Here is a 23978-nt window from a genome sequence, read left to right on the forward strand (position 1 = left end):
CGCGGCGCCGTCAGCCGCGCGGGTCGAGCAGCCGGCCGTACGGGCCGTGCAGCGCGAGCGTCGGCTGCGCGCCGTAAAAGCCGGCGATGCCGCTCCACGCGCGGTGGTTCAGTTCGAGCAGGAACAGGATGCGGCGCATCGCGATCGTCTGGCGCACGGGATCGATCGCGGCGATCTGCTCGAACGTGTCGCGCGAGATGCTGTTGTGGTTCAGCGATTCGTTCAGTTCCTCGTGGTCGCCGGACACGCTGTGGAACGCGTCGTTGTCCTTGACCGCCGCCATCAGGCGCAGCGACATCTTCGGCGGCTCGCCGAAGATGCCCTCGACGACCATGATCGCGGCGAACGACGACACCGGGTCGACATCGGCGAGGAGCGTGAGCGCGTCGACGAACGCGAAGTGCAGCGGCAGCGGCACGATCTGCGCGAGCATGCGCGGTGCGACGCCGAGCGCTTCGCAGGTCGTGCTTTCGAGCGCCTCGTGGCCGTATTCCTCGCCGTAGTAGCGGAGCATCATCGTGCGCAGCGGAATGCTGAGCCGCATGCTCAGCAGCGGCGCGATGATTTCCACGAAGCGCCGCGTCACGTGGTACTGCTCGATGAACGGGCCGGCGACGAGCGGCGAATAGCCGCCGTTCAGCGCGTCCACCGCGCTCACGTACGGATTCTCGCCCCAGAGGTTCAGCGTTTCGCGCGTGATCAGCTCGGTCTGTCGCATGAACTCGAGCCCGTTCGACAGCGACACGGCCGGCACGTCCGCGCACGGCAGCCGCTGCGCGTCTTCACCGCTCGCGGCGACGAGGCTCGACGCGACCAGCCACAGATGCGACATCAGGTCGTGCTCGTCGTACAGCCCGGCCGTGTCGAACCGGGCGTCGTCCGCGGCGCTGGCGCGCGGCGCGCCGGAGAACGCATCGAGCATCAGCGCGACGGCTGCCAGCGTGAGCGGCGCGGCGCGGCGGAAGTATTCGAACTCGATGCGCAGCAGCGCGAGATGGAAGTTGGGTTCGACCTGCGCGTCGAACGGATCGTCGTGCGCGTCGAACAGCGTGCGCGCGGAGGCGGGTCGATCGAGGTGCAGCCGGAGCGTCGCGGCATCGCGCGCGACCGCGTCGCGCCGCGCGGCGTCGAGCGTGGCGAGGCTGGCCGCGACCGTCTGCGCGATGCACGAGTCGATCCGCGCGGCCTGCGCGGCAAGCGCATCGGCGGCCGTGTCGTCGGCCTCGCCGATCAGCGAATGCGTGTCGAGAAACGTGCCGAGCGCGTGCCAGCCAGAGTCGGGTTCGCTTTCGCGCAGCGTCCACCACAGCGGCGACGCCGTGTCGGTCAGGCTGTGGAGTTGCGCGGCGATCTGGTCCGCGGCGTCGCTGGCGTCGAACGCCAGCCGGTATTCGTGCGCGCCCGCGCGCATGCTGACGAGCGCCGAGCCGGGCTCGTGGTGGATCGCGTCGACGACGAGGCGCGGCGACTGATAACGCTGAAATGTCCAGAGTTCCATGGCGACCCTCAGTGGAAGATGCGCGGCAGCGGCGCGCTGTCGTCGGCGTAGTAGGCGAGGATGGTGTCCTCCTGGCGCACCAGCGTCTCGACCATCAGCGAGACGTTGCGTTTCGTGACCGTGCAGGCTTCGGGATCGATCGCGGTGTCGAGCGCCATCAACTGCCGCGAGATGTCCTCGTGCCGGTACGTGTCGTTCAGGTCCGCGTGTGCGCGCAGCGGCCGGTAGAACGCCTCGGGCATGCCGAGCGCGACGCAGCGCGCGTCGAACGCGTCGATGAATGCAGGCTGCGCGCGCTCGAACAGAAACAGGCTCGCCTTGAACGACAGCGGATGCTGGCGCGCGTGCACGCCGAGCGCGGCCGCGAGCGAGAACGTCGCGGGCAGCGGCTGGTGCTGCTCGATCTGCGCCTCGGCGAGCCCCACGGCCTTCAGCGACGCCTCGAGAAACCGGTCGTGGCCGAGCTCCGATTTCAGGAAGTCCTGCAGCAGCGTGCGCTCCGCGGGACTGGCGGCCCAGCCGAGCGCGGGCCCGATCAGCCCCGGCGCCGCGCGCACGATCCAGTAATACTCGAGCGTATAGCCGATCAGCTGGCGGCGCGTCGCGCGTTGTTCGACCAGCGCGCGCAGGAATGCCGAGCGTGCGCTGCGCGCGGCGGTGCGCTCCGCGATGCGGCGGATGTCGCGGTAGAGCTGCGCGCCGCTGGTCGCCACCGCGGCGCGGCGCGGATCGGATTCGATCAGCAGGCGCAGCACGTTGAAATCGGCGAGCAGCGGCGGGATCTTGTCGGCGATGCGGGGCGAGCGCGCGGCCAGTTCCTCGGGCGTCATGCCGCCCGCGTGCAAATCGCCGATCAGGCGCGCGACGTCGGTCGCCTCGTCGGGCGCGAAGCGGAACGCGCATTGCCGGCCGCCGGCGCTCAGCACGGCGCCGCTATCCGTGAGCTGCGAGGTCACGATGCCGCGGAATTTCGGCATCGCGGGAGCTGCGAGCGAGCTGTCCATGGTGGTTGCCTCACAGGTCGGACACGCGCCGCAGCAGCGGCGCGTCGGATGTGTAGTAGTGCCAGACGGCCGTGTAGAAGTCGTCGTAGAGCTCGACGAACAGCCGCAACTGGGCCTTCATGCGTGCGACGGTGGCGGCATCGAGCACCGGCACGTCGTGAAAGATCGCGCGTGTCAGGCTGCCGTGCGCCGCGTTGAGGTTGATGGTTGCGTGCGTCTTGAGCGGGCCGACGAGCCCGTCGGGCAGTTGCGCGCGCTCGCACGCCTGGATGAAGCTGTCGTGCTGCATGCCCTGGCCTTCGAGCAAGCCGAGCGTCGTGAAGAAGAACAGCGGATCGCTGTGCGACCAGTACGCGAGCGCATTGCACAGCCCCATCGTCTCGGGCAGCGGGATCGCGTCGAGCATGTCGGCGCGGCTCAGCCCCGCGAAGTTCAGCGCGCGCAGCAGGATCTCGTCGTGTCCGTACTCTTCGGAGAAGAAGCGGTTGAGCGTCAGTCGCACCGGCGTGCTCGGCACGTAGGACAGCACGGGCGCATCGAAATAGCTTTCGCGGAACAGGAAGTGCCAGTTCTCGATCACCATGCCGATCGCGAGCCGCTCGGGCAGGTCGCCCGGCGAGCGCGTGTCGAGGCATGCGCGCCAGAACGGGTTGCGGTAGAGCGTCTCCTCGCAGTACTGCTCGACGAGATCCTCGATCTCGAGGATCACTTCCGCGCCCGCGCGACTCGCGACCGGCGCGTCGTCGTCGATCAGGCCGGCCTCGTCCAGCGTGCCGACCAGCTCGTCGAGCAGCGCGCGCGGCAACGCGGGCTCGTCGCGCGCGATCTCGTCGAGATCGCGGCGGCCGTCGAACTGGTCGAGCGTGCGGGCCAGCGCGGCGGCGGCGTGCGGGCCGTCGGGCAGCGCGTCGACGTGCCCCAGCGTCACCGGCGTCACCAGCCGCGGACGGGATGCGGGCGATTCGATCTGTTCCATGATGAGACTCCCGAAGTGGGCGCACGGGGCGGGCGCGCGGCTCGCCCCGCAACTGGCTGAATCGGTGCCGCGGCGATTACAGGTGGATCGCGATCAGCGTCGGCGTGCCATCGGGCTTGTTGACGGTGACAAGGTAGTGCTTGCCGCCGAGCGTGCCCGTATTGATGTAGAGATCCACCTTGTGGCCGTCGAACACGTTCTTGGCCGGTTCGGCGTTCTTCACTTCATGAACCGTGGGCTGATGGGTATTTGCCATATCGATCACCGTTTTGAAAATTAAAGGAGCTCCGGCCTGATTCGAATAATCGGGCTGGATGATTTACAGTGAAATCCGGAATGCAATGTGAATATCGGATATATTCCTTTTCATCCGTCGTGCGGACGATTCCTTAACTGATATTCATCCGCACATGGTCATGAACGCGGCCCGTGCCGAAAGCGGCTGACCGTCCGCATGTTTTGCAATCGCAATCTTGAGATCGGCCCCGCCGACGATCAGCGCGTGACGATCGGCGCCGGCGCGCGGGTCGACCGTCTGCAAAGCGTCGACTTCCTTGACGGCGACCTTGGTGCCTCGTGGCACGATGACAGTAAGCGGTTCACTCATAGCAACCTCCGACGATGAGAACGGGCGCAAGCGCCCCGCCGCCATTAGCGCGGCACGCAGCCGTGCCGCGGCCAGGCGGCACCGGAGCGGCGGCATCTCCGATCTTCAAATGGGTTGGGATGATTCCAAGGAAGGGGCCCCTATTTATATTCTTGTAAAAACTAACTTTATTTTAAACGTCCGCTGATTTCTTGAATTGGCGGAATCATGGAGATAATCTAGTACAACGTTTGCGCAATACAAGATTGATTTAATCGCCCGTGCGATTATTTTCTCTTAATCAGCGCATGCGTCGATCGTTTCGAAAAATGCATCGGACGATGGTCGAACAACCGGAGACGAAGACATGGGCGAGATGACGGAAATCTGCGTGCGGCCGAGGCTGCGGCATTGCACGCTCGTGGCGCTGGCCGGCGAGCGGCTGGCGATGATCGTAGGCGACGAGCGTTTCGAGCTCGAGCAGGTGCAGGGCAGCCGCGACGCGTTCCTGCGCATGAAGCGCTACCTGGACGGGCGACATACGCTCGATGACATCGCGCAGCGTTCGGACGTGTCGATCGGCAGCGTGCGGACGATCGTCGGGCAACTGGACGAACTGGGCCTGCTGCGCCGCGAACAGCCGGCCGCCACGATCGCCGTGGCGGATTTTCTCGAGCGGGTCGAGCGCAGCACGCGGATGTGGCGCGCGCAGATCGGCTATCACCGGTTGTTCGGCATGCTCGAGCGGGGCGAGGCAAGCCGCGACCTGATCGCCGGGCTGCTGCTCGAGACCTACCACTTCGTCCGGCTCGCGCCGCGTCACGTCGGCGCTGCGATCGCGCATTGCCGCGACCAGGCGACGGCCGAGCTGCTGTGCGGCTACCTGGCCGACGAGTACGCGCATCACAGGCTGATCGCTGCGTCGGTCGAGAAGCTGGGCATTCCGCGCGAGCAGATCCGCGACGCGCATCCGGTGATCGGCACGCTGTCGCTCGTGAACATGCTGTGCGAGGTCGGCCGCGCGTCGTCGCTCGGTTACCTGTGCTGCCTGAAACTGATCGAGGCGAGCCCCGAGGACGAGGCCGGCGCGCGCGGCGCGTGGCGCGAGATCGCGCGCGCCGCCGTGCTCGATGCGGACGTGTTCGACGGCCTGATGCGCCATATGCGCATCGACGTCGGCGCGGGCCATGCGGGCCTGCTGGAGCAGGCGCTTGCGCACACAACCGACGTGTCGGCCGACGCCGCGCACGTCGCGATCAACCACATGCACGACGTGAAGCACGCGTTCGATCAGTTTCATGACCAGGTGATCCAGTACTACACCGACATGTCGAACTACGTGCCGCGGCTCAAGGTCGATTTCTTCTCGCTATGAGGCGGGGGGTGCAGGCGATGAGCCTGCGACGGTGTCGAGGTCTTCAATCTCGGCGGCGCAGCGGCCGGGTTCGGGCTGATCGGCACGACCGCGCAGTTGCCGCGTCCGAGCCGAAACGACTGCAGCGGGGTGCGCAGGAAAGCGATCGCTTTGCCGGCCGATGGGACAGCGTCTGCAACGGACGCCAATGAAGGGGAAGAAAGGGAAGAAGGAAACCACAAGCTGCCGGCCGGCTTCCCGCCGCCCGGCAGCCCACAACAACGACCGGCTTACTCGCCGCTGTCGCTCTTGATCTGCGGCAGCGCCGAAGCCTCACCCGGCGTCAGCAGCCCGACCTGCGTATAAACACGCAGCTTGTCGCGCGTATCGGTGATGTCGAGGTTACGCATCGTCAACTGCCCGATCCGATCCTTCGGCGAGAACGTCGACGCGACCTTCTCCATCGACAGACGTTCCGGGTGATACGTGAGGTTCGGCGACTTCGTGCTGAGAATCGAATAATCGTTGCCGCGACGCAGCTCGATCTTCACTTCGCCGGTAACCGCGCGCGCGACCCAGCGCTGCGCCGTTTCACGCAGCATGATCGCCTGCGGGTCGAACCAGCGGCCCTGATACAGCAGGCGGCCGAGCCGACGCCCATTCTCGCGATACTGCTCGATCGTATCCTCGTTATGGATACCGGTAACGAGACGCTCATAAGCGATATAAAGCAGCGCCAGCCCCGGAGCCTCATAAATCCCGCGGCTCTTCGCCTCGATGATCCGGTTCTCGATCTGGTCGCTCATGCCCAGGCCATGCCGCCCGCCGATGCGGTTCGCCTCGAGCAGCAGCTCGACCTGATCCTTGAACTCGACGCCGTTCAGCGCGACCGGCTGGCCGGCCTCGAACCGCACCGTCACTTCTTCCGCGGCGATCTTCACGTCATCGCGCCAGAACGCGACACCCATGATCGGGTTCACGATCTTGATGCCGCTTTCGAGGCTTTCCAGGTCCTTCGCCTCGTGCGTCGCGCCGAGCAGGTTCGAGTCGGTCGAATACGCCTTCTCGGCCGACATCTTGTACGCGAAGCCCGCCTGGTTCATGAATTCGGACATTTCCGCGCGGCCGCCGAGCTCGTCGATGAACGTCTGGTCGAGCCACGGCTTGTAGATCTTCAGGTCCGGGTTCACGAGCAGGCCGTAGCGGTAGAAGCGCTCGATGTCGTTGCCCTTGTACGTGCTGCCGTCGCCCCAGATGTTGACGCCGTCTTCCTTCATCGCGGCGACCAGCATCGTGCCCGTGACGGCACGGCCGATCGGCGTCGTGTTGAAGTACGTGACGCCGGCCGTCGTGATATGGAACGCGCCGCTCTGCAGCGCCGCGATGCCCTCGGCCACGAGCTGCGCCCGGCAGTCGATCAGTCGCGCGCCCGCCGCACCGTATTCGATCGCGCGCTTCGGGATCGAATCGTAGTCGTCTTCGTCGGGCTGGCCGAGGTTCGCCGTGTACGCGTACGGGACGGCGCCCTTGAGTTTCATCCAGTGCAGCGCGGCGCTGGTGTCCAGGCCGCCGGAGAAGGCGATACCAACCTTCTGGCCGGTCGGGAGGCTTTCGAGAATCGTGCTCATAGGAATTACCGTGGATTGAAGTCCGGGAGGGGTTGTATTTCGCGGAATATGCGAGTATCGGCTGTCCGGGAGCTTGGGGCAAGGGTTGATTTCGGGCCGACAGCCGCGTCCGGCCTGCCGCAGCGGCCTTGTGTGCCGCCGGCGGGCCTCGGAGCGGGTGTGGTTCGACGCCAGTTCAGGGGCCGGATCGGTGGCGGACGGCCGGTGCGGCGGCGCATGCAGGCGCAGATGCACCAAACGGGTGCGCAACGCCAACGCCAACGTCAACGCTCAAAAGCCGCAGCCCGGAGTCAAATATTCCACGACCGCGCGCTATCCAGCAGCCGCTCCCTTAGCTGATCCACTTCCCCGGCCAGCTTCGCCGAAATCGACACGTACCCGGACAACTGCGGCGGCGGCGCATCGTGCGGCACGTCCTGGCGTCGCCGCGCTCCGCCGAGCCGGCTCGGCGTGCCGAACTTCAGCGCGCGGCTCGCGCCGACGAGCATGTCGCGGATGTTCCGGTTCGTCGCCTTCATCGCGACGCGCAGGTAGTCGCGCGCGGCCGTATCGTCGCGGGGCGGCAGCACGCTCGACAGGATCTCGAGATAGCCGATGCACAGCCGCAGGCTGCGCTGGATCGCCTCGAGCTGCTGCATCGAGATCTCGCATTCCTTCGACACGGACGGCATCAGCGAGCGCAGCTGCACGAGCAGCGCGCTGAGCGCGGCCATCTCCTTCAGGTGCGCTTCGTCGCTGACCTGCCGGTCGCCCGCGATCCGCGCATGCACGGCGGCGCACGCGCGCAGCGCGTCGGCGAGCTTGTAGCGCCACGAGTAGGTCGCGTAGAGCGGCAGCGCGAACGAGAACGCCAGCGCGATCGCGATGCCGACCAGCACGTTCACCGCGCGCCACAGGCCGTCGACGATCTCGTTGTCGCCGTGCCCGGCGACGATCACCATCGTGATCGCCGACAGCAGCGCGATATAGCCGGCCTTGCCGATCGCGTGATACGCGCAGACGCCGCAGGCGATCGCCATCACCGCGTAGATCGCGAGCGGCGCGTGGACGGCCGAGTGCAGCAGGATCAGCAGCAGCCCGGCGAGCGCGCCGATCGACGTGCCGAGCGCGCGCTCGGCGGCCTTCTTGCGGATGTTGCCGTGATGCTGCAGGCCGCCGACGACGATCAGCACGGTGATCGTCGACCATTCGCCGTGCGGAATCCGCAGGCCGGTCGACAGGCCGATCGACACGAGGATCGCGAGCGCGACGCGTGCGGCGTGGATCAGTTTCGCGTGCCGGTAGCGGCGGTACGGGTCGAGCAGTGGACGGAGCGCTTGGCGCAGGAGCGACGGAAGTGGGGCGGGAAGCGGGGCGGTCATGACGAAGCGAGGAGGGCCGGAAAGGCGGACCGGCCTGCGCGGACCGGCGCGGGCCGCTCGCGCAGCTGGCGTTACGCTAGCCGAACGCGGCCGGCCTGTCCACGGGGACGTGGCGCGGCACGGCGGCCGGCCGCGGCGTCACGCGTCGGCCGCACTCGTCGCGGCGTCCGACACGCGATTGCGGCCGCCCGACTTCGCGCGGTACAGCGCTTCGTCGGCCAGCCGCAGCAGCGTCGCTGCGCTCACGCGGCCGCCGACGGCGGTCGCGACGCCGATGCTCACCGTCAGGTGCCCGTACGGGCTGCGCTCGTGCGCGATGTCGAGCCCGGCGATCGCGCGCCGGATCGCCTCCGCGACGACCGCCGCGCCGCGCGCGTCGGTGTCGGGCAGCGTGACCACGAATTCCTCGCCGCCATAGCGCGCGACGTGATCGCTCGGGCGCCGCAGGCAGCGCAGCGCGCATTGCGCGACCTGGCGCAGCACGTTGTCGCCCGCCTGGTGGCCGTAGTAGTCGTTGAACGATTTGAAGTGATCGACGTCGATGAACAGCACGGACAGCGGCCGGCTGCTGCGGGTGGCGTGCTGGGCCTCCTGCGCGAGCACGGCGTCGAACCGGCCGCGGTTGTCGAGGCCGGTCAGCGCGTCGGTATGCGCGAGGCGGTACAGCTTCGATTCGGCGACCTGCCGGCGCTTCAGCTCGCGCGACAGCAGCAGCGAGCCCGCCGCGATGATCGCGGTGAAGGCGGCCATCAGCACCCCGATCCAGATCGCGCGCTCGCGCCACGTCGCATAGATGTCGTCCTCGGCGGGCGCGACGTTGACGATCAGCGGCAGGTTCGCGAGGTGCTTGTACACATAGATGCGCCGCACGTCGTCGATCACGCCGACGCCGACGATCGCGCCTTCGCGGTTGCGTCGCGCTTCGATGAACAGCTGCGCGTCGCGCAGGTTCAGCCCCACCATGCGCGCGTCGTACGGCAGGCGGCACACGAGCGCGCCGTTGTCCTCGATGATCGCCGCGGTGCCCCGCTTGCCGACCGCGATGCCGTCGAGCAGCGCGCGGAAGTAGTCGATGCTCAGCGTGCCGACGACGATGCCGCCGAACGAGCCGTCGGGGCGGTCTATCCGGCGGCTGAGCGCGATCGTCAGCGCGCCGTTGCGCAGCCGGGACGCATACGGGCGGCTGATGTAAAGCCCCTGCGCGAGCCCGTCGCGATGGACGGTGAAATAATCGCGATCGGAAAAATTGCCTTGCCGCGGCGGCGAGACGCCCGAATCGATCACGATATTGCCGCGCGTATCCATCACGAAAATGGCGCCGAGATACGCGCCGTTTGCCGCGCGGTCGAACAGCATCCGATGACGCTGGGTGGCCGGCAATGCTGCCAATTCGGGATCGGCGAGCCCGTCCACGACGTTTTGCAGCGATAGATCATACAATTCGATATTGCGCGAAATATCGCGCTCGATGAGCAGCATCAGGTTGCGGGCGTTTTCGATCGCGTGGTCGTATGCGTCGCGACGTGCCTCGATCAAAAGCGATGCCGACAATCCCCAGCTGAATACCAGTAGCGCGATACCTGCGACCAGTACGCCCCGGGGCGACAGAATGCGGGACACGACCGACGGGGTATAGCGGCGCAATGCGACAAGCAGCGGGCGTAGCTTCATCCTGGAGGGGTGGGGGTGCGGGCATTTCGTCGTCGACGATTGCGCACGTTGATTATTTCGGAGTGAATCGCATTATCTCGCGAAATCGGAATTCTCGCCGCGCGAGGCAAAACATGCATCTCAACTGTCGATTTGAAAACGGTTACGCATCATTACCCTGGTCGGATGAATGACGTTGATTCAAATCAATTTTCAGTATCGGTTATTTCGTCTGATTATTGTGAATGTCCGCGGCAAAATGTCGTTTTCAGCCAGTATTTTCGCCATCGTGAAATAGGGGCGTACCACGTCCGCGGATTGCCCGCCACGCCGCGTGCAAAACGTTGACTGCGCCGCCGCGCCGGCATCGCCGCGCGTTCCGCGGCCGGGCCGTCGCGGGCGAATCAGGTAGAATCCGCGCTTCGCCGCAGCCGCGCGGCGTGCAACGCATATCGGGGCCGTATCGCAGGCGGCACACCGCGTCCCGATTCCGCATGCGCCGGCCCTGGATGCCGGCCCGCTCAACGTTCGTCCGTTTTATGTCCGCACTTCCGAATCCCGACCAACCCGGTTCGTCCGCGAACCCACCCAAGCTTCACCGCGCGCTGAAGGCGCGCCACCTGACGATGATCGCGATCGGCGGCTCGATCGGCACCGGCCTGTTCGTCGCGTCCGGCGCGTCGATCTCGCAGGCCGGCCCCGGCGGCGCGATGGTCGCGTACATGCTGATCGGCCTGATGGTCTATTTCCTGATGACGAGCCTCGGCGAGATGGCGGCGTTCATGCCGGTGTCGGGCTCGTTCGCGACCTACGGCGCGAAGTACGTCGACGAAGGCTTCGGCTTCGCGCTCGGCTGGAACTACTGGTACAACTGGGCGGTGACGATCGCGGTCGAGCTGGTGGCCGCGCAGCTCGTGATGCACTACTGGTTCCCGGACGTGCCGGGCGTCTGGTGGAGCGCGGCGTTCCTCGCGGTGATGTTCCTGCTCAACGCGCTGACGGTGCGCGGCTTCGGCGAGGCCGAATACTGGTTCGCGCTGATCAAGGTCGTCACCGTGCTCGCGTTCATCGGCGTCGGCCTGCTGATGATCTTCGGCATTCTGAAGGGCGCGCCGCACAACGGCTGGGGCAACCTGACGATCGGCGACGCGCCGTTCGCGGGCGGCTTGCCGGCGATGATGGGCGTCGCGATGATCGCGGGCTTCTCGTTCCAGGGCACCGAGCTGATCGGCGTCGCGGCCGGCGAATCGGAGAATCCGCGCACGACGATCCCGCGCGCGGTGCGCCAGGTGTTCTGGCGCATCCTGCTGTTCTACGTGCTGGCGATCTTCGTGATCGGCGTGCTGATTCCGTACACCGACCCGAACCTGCTGAAGAGCGACGTGACCGACATCGGCGTGAGCCCGTTCACGCTGGTGTTCCGCCATGCGGGCCTCGCGTTCGCGGCCGGCGTGATGAACGCGGTGATCCTGACCGCGGTGCTGTCGGCCGGCAACTCGGGCATGTATGCGTCGACGCGGATGCTGTACAACCTCGCGACCGAAGGCCGCGCGCCGAAGCTGTTCGCGAAGCTGTCGCCGGGCGGCGTGCCGCGCAACGCGCTGTACGCGACGACGGCCGTCGGCGCGCTGTGCTTCCTGACGTCGCTGTACGGCGACAAGACCGTCTACCTGTGGCTGCTGAACACGTCGGGGATGACGGGCTTCATCGCGTGGCTCGGCATCGCGGTCAGCCACTACCGGTTCCGCAAGGGCTACGTCGCGCAGGGCTATTCGCTCGACCAGATGCCGTACGAGTCGAAGTGGTTCCCGTTCGGCCCGCTGTTCGCGTTCGCGCTGTGCATCGTGATCGCGCTCGGCCAGGACTACCAGGCGTTCCTCGCGAACCGGATCGACTGGATGAGCGTCGTCGCGACCTACGTCGGCATCCCGCTGTTCCTCGCGGTGTGGGCCGGCTACCGGCTCGTCAACAAGAGCCGCTTCGTCCGCTACGAGGACATGGAGATCGCGCCGTGGATCGCCGCGAACCGCGGCGGCGTTGCGCCGCGCGTCGAGAACCGCGAGACGGTCGGCTGATTTCGCCGTCGCCGGCTGCCGCACCGTGACGCCGGCGCGGCCGTGTCGTGTGCGATACGCCACTAAAACGGGAAGCCGCACGTGCTTCCCGTTTTTTTTGTCGGCTTTCCGCTGCGCGGGGTCAAAGCCGGTTATATTTCCCGACCCTACCGGGCTCACGTCCCGGCCGGCGCGATGCGCGCCGCGCGGATCGGCATCCGGCGCGCGCGTCGGGCGGCGGCCGGCCGCGCCCGCCGTTTTCATCGTTCCGCCGCGGCCTGCACGGCCGGCGGAACGCGCAACCCAGAGGAATCCATGAGCGCATCACCCGCCGAGCGGAAGGCCGGACCTGTTTCCATCGTGCGAATCGAAGCCGCGATCAATGCGTGGCGCGCAGTGTATCCGCCGGCCCCGGACGGCGAGGACGGCTACGCGCTCGATGCCGGCAGCGACTGTCTCGCCGAGCTGTACGGCACGATGATCTGCTACCGGTTGCCCGACGTGCCGCTCGATTCGCTGAGCGACGCGCAGCGCGATGCGCTGTACGCGACCGAGGCATGACGGGCCGCCGCGCTGCTGCGTTGTCGCGGCGCGGTGTCGGTGATGGAACGGGAAGCCGCGCGGCTTCCCGTTTTGCTTTGTGCGGCGGCGCCCATTGCCCGCGCCGGCTGAGGTATCGTGACGGCATCGCGAGCGGGCGCTCACGGCGTGGCGAGCGCGGGCATCTGCGCACGGTGCCGCGCGCGTGCCCGTCGCGCGTCCGGGAGGAATCGAACATGGAGTTGAGACATCTGCGCTACTTCGTCGCGGTGGCCGAGGAGCGGAATTTCACGCGCGCGGCGGAGCGGCTGCACATCGCGCAGCCGCCGCTGAGCCGCCAGATCCAGCAGCTCGAGGAACTGCTCGGGGTGCCGCTGTTCGAGCGCAACGCGCGGCCGCTGAAGCTGACCGACGCGGGGCGCTTCTTTCATTCGCATGCGGTGCAACTGCTCGCGCAGACGGCCGAGCTGGAATCGATGACCAAGCGCGTCGGCAAGATCGAGCGCAGCCTGTCGATCGGCTTCGTCGGCTCGACGCTGTACGGGATGCTGCCGAAGATCATCCGGCGCTATCGCGACGAATTCCCGGCGGTCGAGCTGAGCCTGCAGGAGCTGTCGACGATGGACCAGATCAAGGCGCTGAAGGAAGGGCGCATCGACGTCGGGTTCGGGCGCATCCGCCACGAGGACCCGAGCGTGCGGCGCGTCGTGCTGCGCGAGGAGCGGATGATCGTCGCGCTGCCGGTCGGCCATGCGCTCGACGGCGCGAAGGAGGTGCTGTCGCTGCACGACCTCGTCAACGACACGCTGATCATTTTTCCGAAGGCGCCGCGGCCGAGCTACGCCGACCAGGTGCTCGCCGCGTTCCACGACCGCGCGCTGAAGCCGCGCAGGATCTACGAGACCCGCGAGCTGCAGATCGCGCTCGGGCTCGTCGCGGCGGGCGAGGGCATCTCGGTCGTGCCGCACAGCGTGTACGGGCTGAAGCGCGACGACATCAGCTACAAGCCGCTCGACGATCCGAACCTCGTGTCGCCGATCATCATGAGCATGCGCATGCTCGACGAATCGGAGGACATCCGCGCGATGCAGGCGCTGATCTACCGGCTGTACGACGAGTCGCAGATCGAGTATCTGCATCCGCAGCCCGAATGAGCGCGCCGCCGCCGGCGGCTTGCTCGACGCCGCGCGTGCGGCCGCCATCATGCAGACGACTGACCACCCACACGTGCACCCATGACCGACATCGTAATCGACGAAAGCTGGATCGAGACGCCGCAAGGGCGTCTCTTCGCGAAACGCTGGCGCGGCGCGCAGCCAGCCGCGCACGAGCGCGCCGCACCGGTCGTGCTGCTGCACGATTCGCTCGGCTGTGTCGAGCTTTGGCGCGACTTCCCCGCGCAGCTCGCGCGTGCCGCTGCGCGCGACGTGATCGCGTACGACCGGCTCGGCTTCGGCCGTTCGGACCGTCACCCAGGACAACTCGCCGCGACGTTCGTGCGCGACGAGGCCGAGCACGACTTCGCCGCGGTACTGGAAGGGTTCGGCGTCGACCCGTTCGTCGCGTTCGGCCACAGCGTCGGCGGCGGGATGGCGGTTGCGTGCGCGGCCGCGCATGCGCGGCGCTGCCGGGCGCTGATCACGGTCGCCGCGCAGGCATTCGTGGAAGGTCGCACGCTGGACAGCATTCGCGACGCCGCCCGGCAATTCGACGCACCGGGGCAGCTCGACCGTCTCGCGCGCCATCACGGCGACAAGGCCGAATGGGTGTTGCGCGCGTGGGTCGATACGTGGCTGTCGGCGGCGTTTCGCGACTGGAGCCTGGACGACGTGCTGCCGCACGTGCGCTGCCCGACGCTTGCGATTCACGGCGCGCAGGACGAGTACGGCTCGGATGCGCATCCGAAGCGGATCGCCGCGCGTGTGGCGGGGCCGTCGTCGTGGCTGTTACTCGACCGATGCGGGCACATCCCGCACCGCGAGCGTCCCGCCGACGTGCTCGCGGCCGTCGCGACGCTGCTGCACGACGCGCACGCGTAAGCGCGCGCCCGCTGCGACGCACGCGGCGAGCCGCGCCCGCCGACGCTCAGAACGCCAGCTGGATCGCGAGGTCGATCGCGAGCAGCGCGATCGAACAGCCGATGCCGAGGACCACATTCGGCAGCCGATGCTCGAAATCGCGGTCCCTGCGCATCGCCGCGCCGAGCAGGTACAGCGCTTCGACGACGATCTGCAGGCCGACGAACAGCAGCATCAGCAGGTATTCGTAGCCCATCTCCTTGAAGCCGGCGAAGTGCATCCCGTGATCGCGGACCCACTGGCCGACGCGCAGCAGCTCGTAGACGAACAGCAGCGCGGGGAACAGGTAGCTGACGAAATAGGTCGGCACGCTGGCGTGCCGCAGTTCGAGGTGGAAATGATGCGTGGCAGCCATCACGAATTCCTCCTTGCAATGCATGATTGCGGTCGCGACGGCGGCGCGGCGAGGTGCGGGCCAAACGGATGTCCCGATGCTGCGTGCGCAGCCGTACGTCATCAGCATACTGCTGCGCGGTGAATTTGGCATGCGCTGACGGCGTTCGTCGTAACAAACCTGTTGTGCAGTGCGCAAACGGGGTAGCGCGCGGCGAGGTCGCGTGCGTGCTCAGAAATGCCCGGTGAAGCGGTACCGGCTGCCCGGATGCCACAGATTGACCGTCGACGCGACGACGCCTTGCGACCACGTGCGCCGGTGCAGCATCAGGCACGGCTCGCGCTCGTCCATCGTCAGCAGGCGGCGCGTTTCCGCATCGGGCATCGCGGCCTCGATCCGGTATTCGACGCGCTGCAGCGGCGCGACGCGCGTCAGGTACTGGTTCGGCGTCGTCGTCGTGAAGTCCTGCAGCGCATAGTCGGGCGCGCAGGCCGGATTGACCCAGCGCTCCTCGAGCTGCACGGGCGTGTCGTTCTCGAAGTGCAGCACGCGCGAATGGAAGATCGGCTTGCCGGCGTCGAGCTGCATCTCGTCGGCGAGCTTCGCGTCGGCGATCGTCGCGCCGACCTGCAGCACCTGCGCGCGATAGCCGTGGCCGCGCGCGCCGACTTCGTCCGAGATGCTGCGGATCGCGACGAGCGTCGACTCGTACTTCGGCGTCGCGACGAAGGTGCCGGAGCCGCGGGTGCGCGTCAGCACCTGCTCGGCCGTCAGCTCGCGCAGCGCGCGGTTGACGGTCATCCGCGCGACGTTGAATTCGCGCGCGAGTTCGTTCTCCGACGGCACCTGGTCGCCTTCCGCCCATTCGCCGGCGTGGATCCGCGCCAGGATGAAGTCCTTGATTTCCTGATAGATCGGTGTGGTCATGGCATTGCTGTTCGAGAGACGGCAGCCGCGTGCCGTCGCGTGCCGGCGGTCGTCCGCGGTTCGTCCCGGGTTCATCCGGTGCCCGGGCGGAGTGTACCGGGTTCGATGCCGCGCCGGCCCGCTTGCGGGCCGGTGCTTCGGGTAAGTCCGGCGTCCACGCGATGTGCTCGCGACCGGCTGCACCGGCGGCAACAGCCGCATCGGGCACGCGGCGGCTGCAAAAGTATAGACAAATGCATGGTTGCGCCTCTGACAGGAACGCCATGAAGAAACGCGCGCTCGGTATTGCCCTTGCCTGCATCGCGGTCGGTGCGCACGCAAAGGATGGGTCGACGATCCGCTTCGTCGCCGCAGGGTGGCGACAGTCGAATGGCGGACGAGTGCGCCGTCGAAAGTATCGGAAGCCTATGTCGCGTCGATCGTTCGCTTCGTGTTGTCGTTACGTGTGGGTGTCAAACATCGTCAATTCAGTCCTGACTGGTACACCGCGTAGGGTCGGCGGGCGTTAAGCCGGTATCAGCCGAATCGGCGGCTGACCTATCCGGGAGCGTTCCATGAACCGCATCGTGAAGATTTTGACGGCCGGCGCACTCGCATGTGCCGTGCTCGTGCCGGCCCTCGCCGAAGCGCATTCGCACCGCGTGTGCCATTTCGATCATCACCACCATCGCGTGTGCCGCTGGGTGCGCTGAGCATGGCTTTGCCCGGCTACGGCCGGGATGATTTCGCGATACAGGCAATCAGGAGAGGATGATGAAAAAGACGATGTTGATCGCCGCGTTTGCCGCGAGCTTCGGCCTGTCGGGCGCTGCGTTCGCACAGGTGCAGGCGCCGGCCAGCGCGCCGGCTGGCACGACCGGCCTGTGCAAGGACGGCTCGTTCTATGCGGGCGCATCGAAGAAGGGCGCGTGCGCAGGACACAAAGGCGTGAAGGCCTGGTATGGCGCGTCGGCTGCTGCTGCGGGCAGCGCATCGGCCAGCGCATCGGCAGCAGTGCCCGCGACGGCTGCGTCGGGCGGTGCTGCGTCCGGCGCCGCGCCGGTGAAAAGCGCGTCGGCCGCCGCCGCCGCAGCCGCGCCGGGCGGCGGCGCGGGCAAGGTATGGGCCAACGACAGCACGAAGGTCTATCACTGCTCGACCGACAAGTATTACGGCAAGACCAAGCACGGCAGCTACATGTCGGAAGCCGATGCGAAGGCGAAGGGCTTTCACCCGTCGCACGGCAAAGCCTGCTCGTAAGGCGATGGCGCGGGTAGGTTCCGCGCCGAGTCCGTCGACGCGCCGTTGGGCGTCGTGCCCCGCCGTTGTGGCGGGGCTTTTTTGTTTCGTTGCGGATCGTCGGGGGCAGCCTCGGGTTGAGTCCGGAGCCATGAAGCGTCCGACGATGACACGTTGAGCATCGTTGACAACCGTTCCTCGTTTTGGGACGATATTTTCAGTCTCGGGGTACCGCTACCTCTTACGCTTGCTCTAACGTTCGGTATAAACGTTGGGCTGGCGAGGTACGTTCATGTCCCCCACCCAAGCCGCATGGCTCATTCTTGCTGCGAGCGTCGCCGCTGAATCACTCGGCACTGCAGCCCTCAATCTCTCCGTTGGCTTTACTCGCCTGCTTCCGACAGTACTGACCGTGACGTTCTACGTGGCAGCTGTCATTCTGATGGCCGTCGCGACGAAGAGAATCGAAATGAGTTTGGCATACGCAGCCTGGGCTGGAAGCAGCGTCGTGCTGACGGTAGTGATAGGTTTCGTCTGGTTTGGAGAGTCGATGAACGTCGTTAAGGCGATTGGATTGATCGCTGCGATATCCGGCATCGTTTTGCTGAACTTCAGCAGCAACGGCGCATAGCCCGCCCACGGACGCTTCGGAGAACGCTGGATGACTGCGCAGGGACGGGTTATGCGTCGTGCATGAACGCCAGTGTCCGGGCCGGTTGCCGCGCTCGGGTGTGGGGCGCAGTACGGCCAAGAACGGTCGATCGACACAGCGCCTAGATCGCTGACAATCGGGGCGCATTCACCAAATTGGTAGTTGCGGTCCTGAACGCTCCGGTACGTAGAATTTTGAATTTCACGTGGTGGCGCATGCATGACTACCTAACCGAATAGTTGCGTAGGCCGTCCGATGCTGACTCATGCTAGTCTCCGAAGACGAAAGGGAGGCTTTCATGCAACGAACGATCGCGTACCGCGGCTTCGAGATTCAGGTCGAATTGACTCCGGCTGCTGATGAGGACACCTTCGACGTGACCTTTCAGATTAAAGGCGCCACAAACCTCGAAGTGCTCGGCGCGCGGGGAGGCCGCATCTCGTTGCGCAACGGCCCTTTTACTGAGCGATGGGCCTATCTGGTAGCCGAAATCGCCGGCCAAGCTGCTATCGACGTGTTACTCGGTCCCGTCGACTGATTCAATGTTTGTTTCCCGATGCAATACTCTCAGTGATCGCATAGGGGACGGCGCTATTACACTGGCTATATCAGCGATGTGGGCTTGCCGCCCGTTGCGGCGCCGATGGATTTCGCGGGGTAGTTCGAAGCCTATGTGGGCGGTAGCTGGCCGACCTTCGATCCGCGAAACAACGCGCCGCGTAATGGACGTGTTTTGACGGCATACGGGCGCGATGCCGCGGATGTCGCGATCAGCAATGCATTCGGGGCCGCCGTGCTAACGCACTTCATGGTGCACTGCGACCAGGCAGGACCGAGCCACGATCCTGCCGACGCTGAGCCGGCGCGGAAATGTACGGATAGGATGCGTCGCGTGGCAACGTCGCCGTTCGAATCGAACGGTGAATTGCGCAGAGCTGAGCGTTCGTGGCGCAACGTCCTAAGACTGGTCAAAGCATTGAGGTCCCCCCCAGCGGCCGCTTTGGAGAAGGTTGAATGCCCGTTGTGGGTCAATCCGAGACCATCGCACGTTGCAACGCGTCTGCCGACCGCATTCGGCCATTTTGATACGTTCGACATCGCGGTGTGGTTCGTCGACAATCCGCTGGGGGGGCAGCCTCCAGCGTCACAAGTGCCCCAACTCGCGAACAATCGGATGGCGCAAGAATGACCTCGCATGCAGAAATATATTTGAGAGATTTTCATCGGCGCCGGGCGGGAGCAACGCGTCGAGCCTATGGTAATCGACCTGCCCGATCTGCGCAGGCGGCATACCCTTCCTCCTATCACGCACTGGCGAATCGTGTGCCGAATGAAGCGATGTCGCGGACTGTCCTCGACCTGGCATGTGGCGATGGGCCATTGCTGCAAATTCTGAACGACAGGGGGCATGCAGCCACGAAGCTGATTGGCATAGACATGAGCGATGGCGAGTTGAGCGTGGCTCGGGGAATATTGCCGCACGAAATACGATTGCTCAACGAGCGCGCACAAGAAATGTCGCTCGATAGCGGTTCAGTAGACTACGTGCTGTCGCACATGGCTCTCATGTTGATGGACGATATCGAACAAGTGGTCCGAGAGATCCGCCGGGTATTACGTGACGGCGGCAGTTTTTCCGCTATCGTGGGGCGGAGCTTTTTGACCGGCAAGGTCGGCGAAGTCTTTCTGGACATCTTCAAGCCAATCGCGAAGGCTCGGCTCACCGAGTTGCGACTCGGCGACGCGCGCACGCGCAGTGAAGCCGGTTGGCAAGAACTGCTAAAACGCGATTTTGTTGATGTGGCTTTTGAAGACATCGACATCGACTGGACACCTACACCCGAGCAGCTGTGGTTGGACATGCTGGACACCTACGATGCCGACCGGATGTCGGAAGCGGCGCGCGCGCAGTTCAAAAGTGAACTGTTGTCGGCGTTCGCGCCCATGCAAAGCGACGACGGTACGTTGCAAACTGGATGGGGCCTGCGTCTGGTTCAGGCCACTGCTGCCTAGCGGCGAGTTCGAGGGACGGCTCAGGTAGCACTGAGGTCGCTTGTAGATGCTCTCAGCCTGGGCTGATCTGCGACGGTCGCACGTTGCAGGGGTAACCGGCTGCATCCGACCAGACGCGAATGCTATCGGCGCCACGCCTGACGCTGAATGGCCGTTAGAGGCAAATCTGACAGGCCGCACCGTGTCGAAAGCCCACATCCACGGAACTCCACGAAGGTTACTTTTCGCCGTTTCGCGACGCGACGCGACGCGACGCGACGCGCCGCAATGCGCAATGCGCGATACGGGATACGCGATACACGACACCGACTCACCGGCACGCTAGTCACCCCCTCACTGCCCAACCCCGCCCGCCGCGACCGCTCGCGGCCGCCCCTTGCGGCCCGCGAGCTCCCGCGTAAGCGCATCCGACACATAATGCGGGCCGTCGAACAAATACACCGAATACCCGCGATAAACAGCCAATTGCGCGGCCAGCTCATCCGCAGTGGCCGCGCGAAACCCACCACGCTCCGCGGGTCGGAACGCCTCCGCGATCAGCCGCACGCGTCGCTTGCCCAGCCGCGCGGCCAAGTCATCGACGTACGTACGCGCGACATACGGTTCGCGCGCATACACGCCGCAACCGTCCTGAAACAACACACCGACATCCGCGGGCAGCCACGTGACGAGCCAGTCGGCCAGCGCCTTCCCGCCGATGTTGCTCTGGTCGTACACGCTCACCCACAGCGGTCGCGGCAACCGGTTCAGGATCGCCGCGAGCTTCGGCGCGTCCTGCCAGGTCGGATCGATTTCGACGGGGAAGTAATAGCCGGTGACATGCAGCGGAACCGGCGCGCGTGCGACCGCGACCGACTGATCGGCAAGTGCCGACAGCTGCGTGCGCGCACGCCGTTCGTCCTGGTAGCCGGCCAGGCCGAGGATCACGTTGCGGGCCCACGGCTCGCGGCCGATGCGTTGCCAGTCGGGAAGATGCGAGGCCGTGCGCATGCCGGTGCCGGCGAGATACGCGGTATCGTCGACGGCACTCCACTGGATCAACAGCTCATGCACGCCGAGCTGCTGCCAGTTGCCGGCCGGATTGATCGTCGCGTTGTCGAGCTGCCAGACGATGCCGTCGGCGTGCACGTCGTGCGCCGTCCAGCTGCAAGCGGTCATTGCCAGCGACGCGGCAACGGCCGCGAACGGCGTCGCATGCGCCACGTGCACGCGCCGGCGCGGCCCAGCGGCCTGCCGGAGCCGGCCGATACGCTGCCGAAACCTGCGCAACGCGCGGATGGCATAGATGGTCATCGCTTGCCTCCAGATAAGCCCTCCCGCGCATCATCGTAGCCCATCCGAAGCACACGCGCGATCCGCATCGTCATTGCGGATCGCGCGCTTGCGGCCAGCCGCGTTACTTGGCCGTCGTGCCGTCCACCCAGGTATAACCGAGGTTCGTGATGCCGGTCACGAGACTCTGGAAATCCTGCAATGCAGGCAGCCGGAGGTCGGGTTCGAGCCAGTACGGATGGAAGAAGAACGACGCGAAGCCGTCGCGCACGGCCAGCCCGTACTGTGCATTGGTCACGAGCTGCTGCCACGTGTACGTGATGCACGAGAACTGGTCGATACTGCAAATGTTGTACTGGATGCTGCCCAGGTTCTCCGGAATGATCCGCTGTCCGTAGTAATCGGAGTTGATGATGTACGGGAAGAACTGCCCGGCCGAAAAGTCCTGGTTGGGTGCGCCGGTGCCGAGCTGTGGATTGGTCGCCGTGTAGTAGACGGCCCGCTGGAACGTGGTCGGGAACGTCGCGGCCGTCGCCGCCGCCGCCTTGGGCGACACCTGATACTGCGGCGCAGCCCAGCCGACGATCTTGTAGCCGTTGGCCGTGAACTCGAGCAGCCCGTTCGTCATTCTGTCCTCCGCCCATTGCACCGAGTCCTCGTCGACCGGCCGGTTCTGCACCGCATACCAGAACTCATAGTCGCTGCCGCTGACGGCAGTCAGCAGATTCGGCGTCGAGTCGTACTGGTGCGTGTAGCCATGCATCACGATCGAGCCGCCGCGCGGGATTGCGTAGTTCAGCGCATTCTTGAGCCCCGTTGCCTGCGCGAGATGGATGGTCTGTGGCACGCCGCCGTTGTAATAACCGTTCGGGTCGGTATACAGCGGAATGGTCGCCATCGTGAACTTGATCCTCTTCGAGTACAGGTAGTCGGTGAGCTGCTTCATCGAACTCGTCGTCGTATAGGCGTCGAGGTCCTCGAGACGCACGAGCGCACGATGATTCACCGGTGCGTTGGTCTGCAGGATGTCGTGCAGCATGTCGCAGATCACGAGGTAGCGATCCGTCGGCCCGATGTAGGAGAACGGAACGTCGGCGAAGTACCAGAGGCGGCCCGAGCGCATCACGTACGGCGCGGTTGCGCCGCTCTGGCTGTTCTTCATCGTGACGAGCACCTGCGCCTTGGTCGCATCGACCACCTGCGTCAGGCCGACGTCCGGGTCCGCGCTGACGGCGCCGGTCGACGCGTTGTACGCGTAGTACTTCACCATCGGCAGGTTCTTGTAGGTGATCGTGTCGTAGAAGCCGGGGTTCGGATTGCTCGACGAAGGCGTCGCGTTCAGCCCGGCCAGCCCCTGAAAACTGAACCCGAAGGTCTGGTTGAACGTGTACGCCGTGTTCCATGCGAGCTGCCACAGGTTGTACTTGAACCAGACGACCGTCTTCGTGGCGGTCATCACGTCGCTCATGAACGCGGTCGGAATCGGGTTGTTGTAGTAATCGCCGATGTAGAACGTCACGTCGTGATTGCCGACCATGCCCGACGTGTAGTTCTGGATCGGAACCAGGTCCACGGTCGTATTGAAGTGGCCGAGCAGATTGCGCAACATGATGCTGTACATCAGTCCGAGCTTCGAATACGGGTCGTTGGCCGGGTTGTCGTAGAGCACGAGCGTGCGGGCAGTGGTGGTCTGCGCGTGGGCCGTGCCGGGCGTCGCGATTTGCACGAAGCCGGCCAGCAGCGCGATGACGATCAGGATCTTCTTCATGGCCGTTTCTCCCTATTCGCGTTCCACGTTGCCGCCAGCCTTCTTGACGGATTTGGGGCTGAACGGCGGGCGGCCGGTCTCCTTGTAGGCCTTTTCCCAATCCTCGTCGGACATGCCGGCCTTCACGCGCACGTGCGCGGAGCCGTTCGGCAACGGCGGTGGCTTCACCTTGCCGCTGGACGAGCTGCTGGCTTGCTGCGCGTTCGCGGCCTGGAGCGGGCCCGTCACGACGAGCGCGGACGTCAATGCAACGAGCAGCCCGACGGCGCTCACCCCGGTTCGGAAAGAGTGGTTTCGATGCGAAGGCATGGTGTTCATCCTTTGATAGGCAAATTGCGATCGCCTCGTTCGGGAAACGAGCACGACCAGCCCCCCCGATCCGTAGCTGGACTTCATGTCGTGATTTGTTGTGCGCCTGATACCGGATAAGCAAATGAAACCGGTCGGCTGTGTTTCAAGCCAGATCCATACCATCCACCGCAAACGCGCGCCGTGCCGGGACGCCGACATCAGCGCCGCGCGGCAAGCCGGAATTGCAGCGATAAACGTTGCACGCGCGTAACGCGGGCACAACGCGGGGCCCGACCGCGAGTGCCGCGGCGAACGTCGCGCGACGCACGCGCGGCGCGCTGCGCACCGCCGCGCGCGGGCCGGCTGGCGGGCGGTTCGAATGGCGGCCCATCATGCCGCCGAGCGCGCCGTGCGCGCCGTTCGTCCGAGCCGCGCGCGGTCGTGGCCGGCGTCGCTGCGCGGCCGACCTGTCGGGCGGCTTTCACGCGCGGCGCGACCGCACGTTTCAGTGCTGAAACATTTGGCCTGCCTTCGCGGTGCCGGCCGCCTGCCGCGCATGCCGGCACCCCGCGAGCGACAAGGATTGCGCGCCGATGGCGCACGACTTGCTTGACGAGTCGTGCGTGCGGACGGCGGTGTACGGGGGGCCGTGCGACGCGACCGACGCCGGCGGTTTCGCGCGGCCATGACCGCAGCAGTGTGCGGCGTCTCGTTGGAATCAGCGTCGGAAAATTTGCGCGAGCGCGTCGATGGCGCCTGATGCGTGAGCGTGCG

24 protein-coding genes and 1 pseudogene are annotated in these 23978 nt (G+C 65.8%); 12 read left to right on the forward strand and 13 right to left on the reverse strand.

The window, feature by feature from the left end:
- Positions 1-10: 10 nt before the first annotated feature.
- The 5 genes from WJ35_RS21695 to WJ35_RS21715 all read right to left on the reverse strand — a co-directional run bounded on the left by WJ35_RS21695 (position 11) and on the right by WJ35_RS21715 (position 4085).
- The gene (locus tag WJ35_RS21695; RefSeq protein WP_059558942.1) at positions 11-1498 is read right to left on the reverse strand and encodes a hypothetical protein; all 1488 of its coding nucleotides are present in this window, start codon (positions 1496-1498) and stop codon (positions 11-13) included.
- Positions 1499-1506: 8 nt separating this feature from the next.
- The gene (locus WJ35_RS21700; protein WP_224056523.1) at positions 1507-2502 is read right to left on the reverse strand and encodes an iron-containing redox enzyme family protein; all 996 of its coding nucleotides are present in this window, start codon (positions 2500-2502) and stop codon (positions 1507-1509) included.
- Positions 2503-2512: 10 nt separating this feature from the next.
- Positions 2513-3478, reverse strand: a complete 966-nt coding sequence (locus WJ35_RS21705) for an iron-containing redox enzyme family protein (protein WP_014724535.1) — start codon at positions 3476-3478, stop codon at positions 2513-2515.
- Between the two features lie 76 nt (positions 3479-3554).
- The gene (locus WJ35_RS21710; protein WP_034194930.1) at positions 3555-3734 is read right to left on the reverse strand and encodes a hypothetical protein; all 180 of its coding nucleotides are present in this window, start codon (positions 3732-3734) and stop codon (positions 3555-3557) included.
- Positions 3735-3878: 144 nt separating this feature from the next.
- Positions 3879-4085, reverse strand: coding sequence for a hypothetical protein (locus WJ35_RS21715; protein ID WP_224019383.1), 207 nt, complete (start codon positions 4083-4085; stop codon positions 3879-3881).
- Between the two features lie 346 nt (positions 4086-4431).
- Between WJ35_RS21715 and WJ35_RS21720 the strand changes: the two genes are divergently transcribed.
- Complete coding sequence (locus tag WJ35_RS21720) at positions 4432-5439, forward strand: iron-containing redox enzyme family protein (protein WP_014724538.1); 1008 nt, start codon at positions 4432-4434, stop codon at positions 5437-5439.
- A gap of 269 nt (positions 5440-5708) precedes the next feature.
- On the opposite strand, the gene argG is transcribed toward WJ35_RS21720, so the two are convergent.
- The 3 genes from argG to WJ35_RS21735 all read right to left on the reverse strand — a co-directional run bounded on the left by argG (position 5709) and on the right by WJ35_RS21735 (position 10078).
- Positions 5709-7046 (reverse strand): argininosuccinate synthase, encoded by a 1338-nt coding sequence (argG, locus tag WJ35_RS21725; RefSeq protein ID WP_069239974.1) that lies wholly within the window; start codon positions 7044-7046, stop codon positions 5709-5711.
- Between the two features lie 290 nt (positions 7047-7336).
- Positions 7337-8407 carry an FUSC family protein gene (locus WJ35_RS21730; protein WP_069239975.1) on the reverse strand — a complete coding sequence of 357 codons (1071 nt, stop codon included), beginning with the start codon at positions 8405-8407 and terminating at the stop codon, positions 7337-7339.
- 138 nt (positions 8408-8545) lie between these two features.
- The gene (locus WJ35_RS21735; RefSeq protein ID WP_069239976.1) at positions 8546-10078 is read right to left on the reverse strand and encodes a sensor domain-containing diguanylate cyclase; all 1533 of its coding nucleotides are present in this window, start codon (positions 10076-10078) and stop codon (positions 8546-8548) included.
- A gap of 518 nt (positions 10079-10596) precedes the next feature.
- Between WJ35_RS21735 and WJ35_RS21740 the strand changes: the two genes are divergently transcribed.
- From WJ35_RS21740 to WJ35_RS21755, 4 genes are all read left to right on the forward strand, one after another.
- Positions 10597-12132: an amino acid permease gene (locus WJ35_RS21740; RefSeq protein ID WP_069239977.1), complete on the forward strand. Its 1536-nt coding sequence runs from the start codon at positions 10597-10599 to the stop codon at positions 12130-12132.
- A gap of 294 nt (positions 12133-12426) precedes the next feature.
- The gene (locus tag WJ35_RS21745) at positions 12427-12672 is read left to right on the forward strand and encodes a DUF3717 domain-containing protein (protein WP_069240596.1); all 246 of its coding nucleotides are present in this window, start codon (positions 12427-12429) and stop codon (positions 12670-12672) included.
- A gap of 215 nt (positions 12673-12887) precedes the next feature.
- Entirely contained in the window at positions 12888-13805 is a 918-nt protein-coding gene (locus tag WJ35_RS21750; RefSeq protein ID WP_069239978.1) for a LysR family transcriptional regulator, read from the forward strand.
- A gap of 81 nt (positions 13806-13886) precedes the next feature.
- Positions 13887-14690 carry an alpha/beta fold hydrolase gene (locus WJ35_RS21755; RefSeq protein ID WP_069239979.1) on the forward strand — a complete coding sequence of 268 codons (804 nt, stop codon included), beginning with the start codon at positions 13887-13889 and terminating at the stop codon, positions 14688-14690.
- A gap of 46 nt (positions 14691-14736) precedes the next feature.
- Here the strand turns inward: WJ35_RS21755 and WJ35_RS21760 are convergent, their stop codons facing one another.
- Positions 14737-15084: a hypothetical protein gene (locus WJ35_RS21760; RefSeq protein WP_069240597.1), complete on the reverse strand. Its 348-nt coding sequence runs from the start codon at positions 15082-15084 to the stop codon at positions 14737-14739.
- On the opposite strand from WJ35_RS21760, the gene WJ35_RS31505 reads away from it, so the two are divergent.
- Positions 15074-15223 (forward strand): hypothetical protein, encoded by a 150-nt coding sequence (locus WJ35_RS31505; protein WP_155121955.1) that lies wholly within the window; start codon positions 15074-15076, stop codon positions 15221-15223. The genes WJ35_RS21760 and WJ35_RS31505 overlap by 11 nt on opposite strands.
- 71 nt (positions 15224-15294) lie before the next feature.
- Here WJ35_RS31505 and hutC read toward each other — a convergent pair whose 3' ends face one another.
- Complete coding sequence (gene hutC, locus WJ35_RS21765) at positions 15295-15990, reverse strand: histidine utilization repressor (protein WP_059627519.1); 696 nt, start codon at positions 15988-15990, stop codon at positions 15295-15297.
- 554 nt (positions 15991-16544) lie between these two features.
- Between hutC and WJ35_RS31870 the strand changes: the two genes are divergently transcribed.
- From WJ35_RS31870 to WJ35_RS21785, 6 genes and pseudogenes are all read left to right on the forward strand, one after another.
- Positions 16545-16682: an HHHH-motif protein gene (locus tag WJ35_RS31870; protein WP_014724546.1), complete on the forward strand. Its 138-nt coding sequence runs from the start codon at positions 16545-16547 to the stop codon at positions 16680-16682.
- A gap of 61 nt (positions 16683-16743) precedes the next feature.
- Positions 16744-17229 (forward strand): DUF3761 domain-containing protein, encoded by a 486-nt coding sequence (locus WJ35_RS21770; RefSeq protein ID WP_059475514.1) that lies wholly within the window; start codon positions 16744-16746, stop codon positions 17227-17229.
- A 271-nt stretch (positions 17230-17500) separates the two neighbouring features.
- Positions 17501-17839 carry a DMT family transporter gene (locus WJ35_RS21775; RefSeq protein WP_059462408.1) on the forward strand — a complete coding sequence of 113 codons (339 nt, stop codon included), beginning with the start codon at positions 17501-17503 and terminating at the stop codon, positions 17837-17839.
- A gap of 319 nt (positions 17840-18158) precedes the next feature.
- A complete protein-coding gene (locus WJ35_RS21780; RefSeq protein WP_027792420.1) occupies positions 18159-18398 on the forward strand; it encodes a hypothetical protein in 240 nt (79 codons plus the stop codon).
- A 51-nt stretch (positions 18399-18449) separates the two neighbouring features.
- Positions 18450-18683 (forward strand): annotated as a pseudogene (locus tag WJ35_RS32325) (transglutaminase family protein); the annotation flags it as partial.
- Between the two features lie 362 nt (positions 18684-19045).
- On the forward strand, positions 19046-19873 hold the full coding sequence (locus tag WJ35_RS21785) for a class I SAM-dependent methyltransferase (protein ID WP_011881462.1): 828 nt from the start codon (positions 19046-19048) through the stop codon (positions 19871-19873).
- Between the two features lie 333 nt (positions 19874-20206).
- On the opposite strand, the gene WJ35_RS21790 is transcribed toward WJ35_RS21785, so the two are convergent.
- The 3 genes from WJ35_RS21790 to WJ35_RS21800 all read right to left on the reverse strand — a co-directional run bounded on the left by WJ35_RS21790 (position 20207) and on the right by WJ35_RS21800 (position 23309).
- Positions 20207-21166 carry a hypothetical protein gene (locus WJ35_RS21790; protein WP_059567480.1) on the reverse strand — a complete coding sequence of 320 codons (960 nt, stop codon included), beginning with the start codon at positions 21164-21166 and terminating at the stop codon, positions 20207-20209.
- Positions 21167-21269: 103 nt separating this feature from the next.
- Positions 21270-22913, reverse strand: a complete 1644-nt coding sequence (locus WJ35_RS21795; RefSeq protein ID WP_014724553.1) for a DUF2334 domain-containing protein — start codon at positions 22911-22913, stop codon at positions 21270-21272.
- A gap of 12 nt (positions 22914-22925) precedes the next feature.
- Positions 22926-23309 (reverse strand): hypothetical protein, encoded by a 384-nt coding sequence (locus WJ35_RS21800; RefSeq protein WP_224056520.1) that lies wholly within the window; start codon positions 23307-23309, stop codon positions 22926-22928.
- Positions 23310-23978 lie beyond the last annotated feature (669 nt).

This window comes from Burkholderia ubonensis, assembly GCF_001718695.1.
In the GTDB taxonomy this organism is placed as follows: Bacteria; Pseudomonadota; Gammaproteobacteria; order Burkholderiales; family Burkholderiaceae; genus Burkholderia; species Burkholderia ubonensis_B.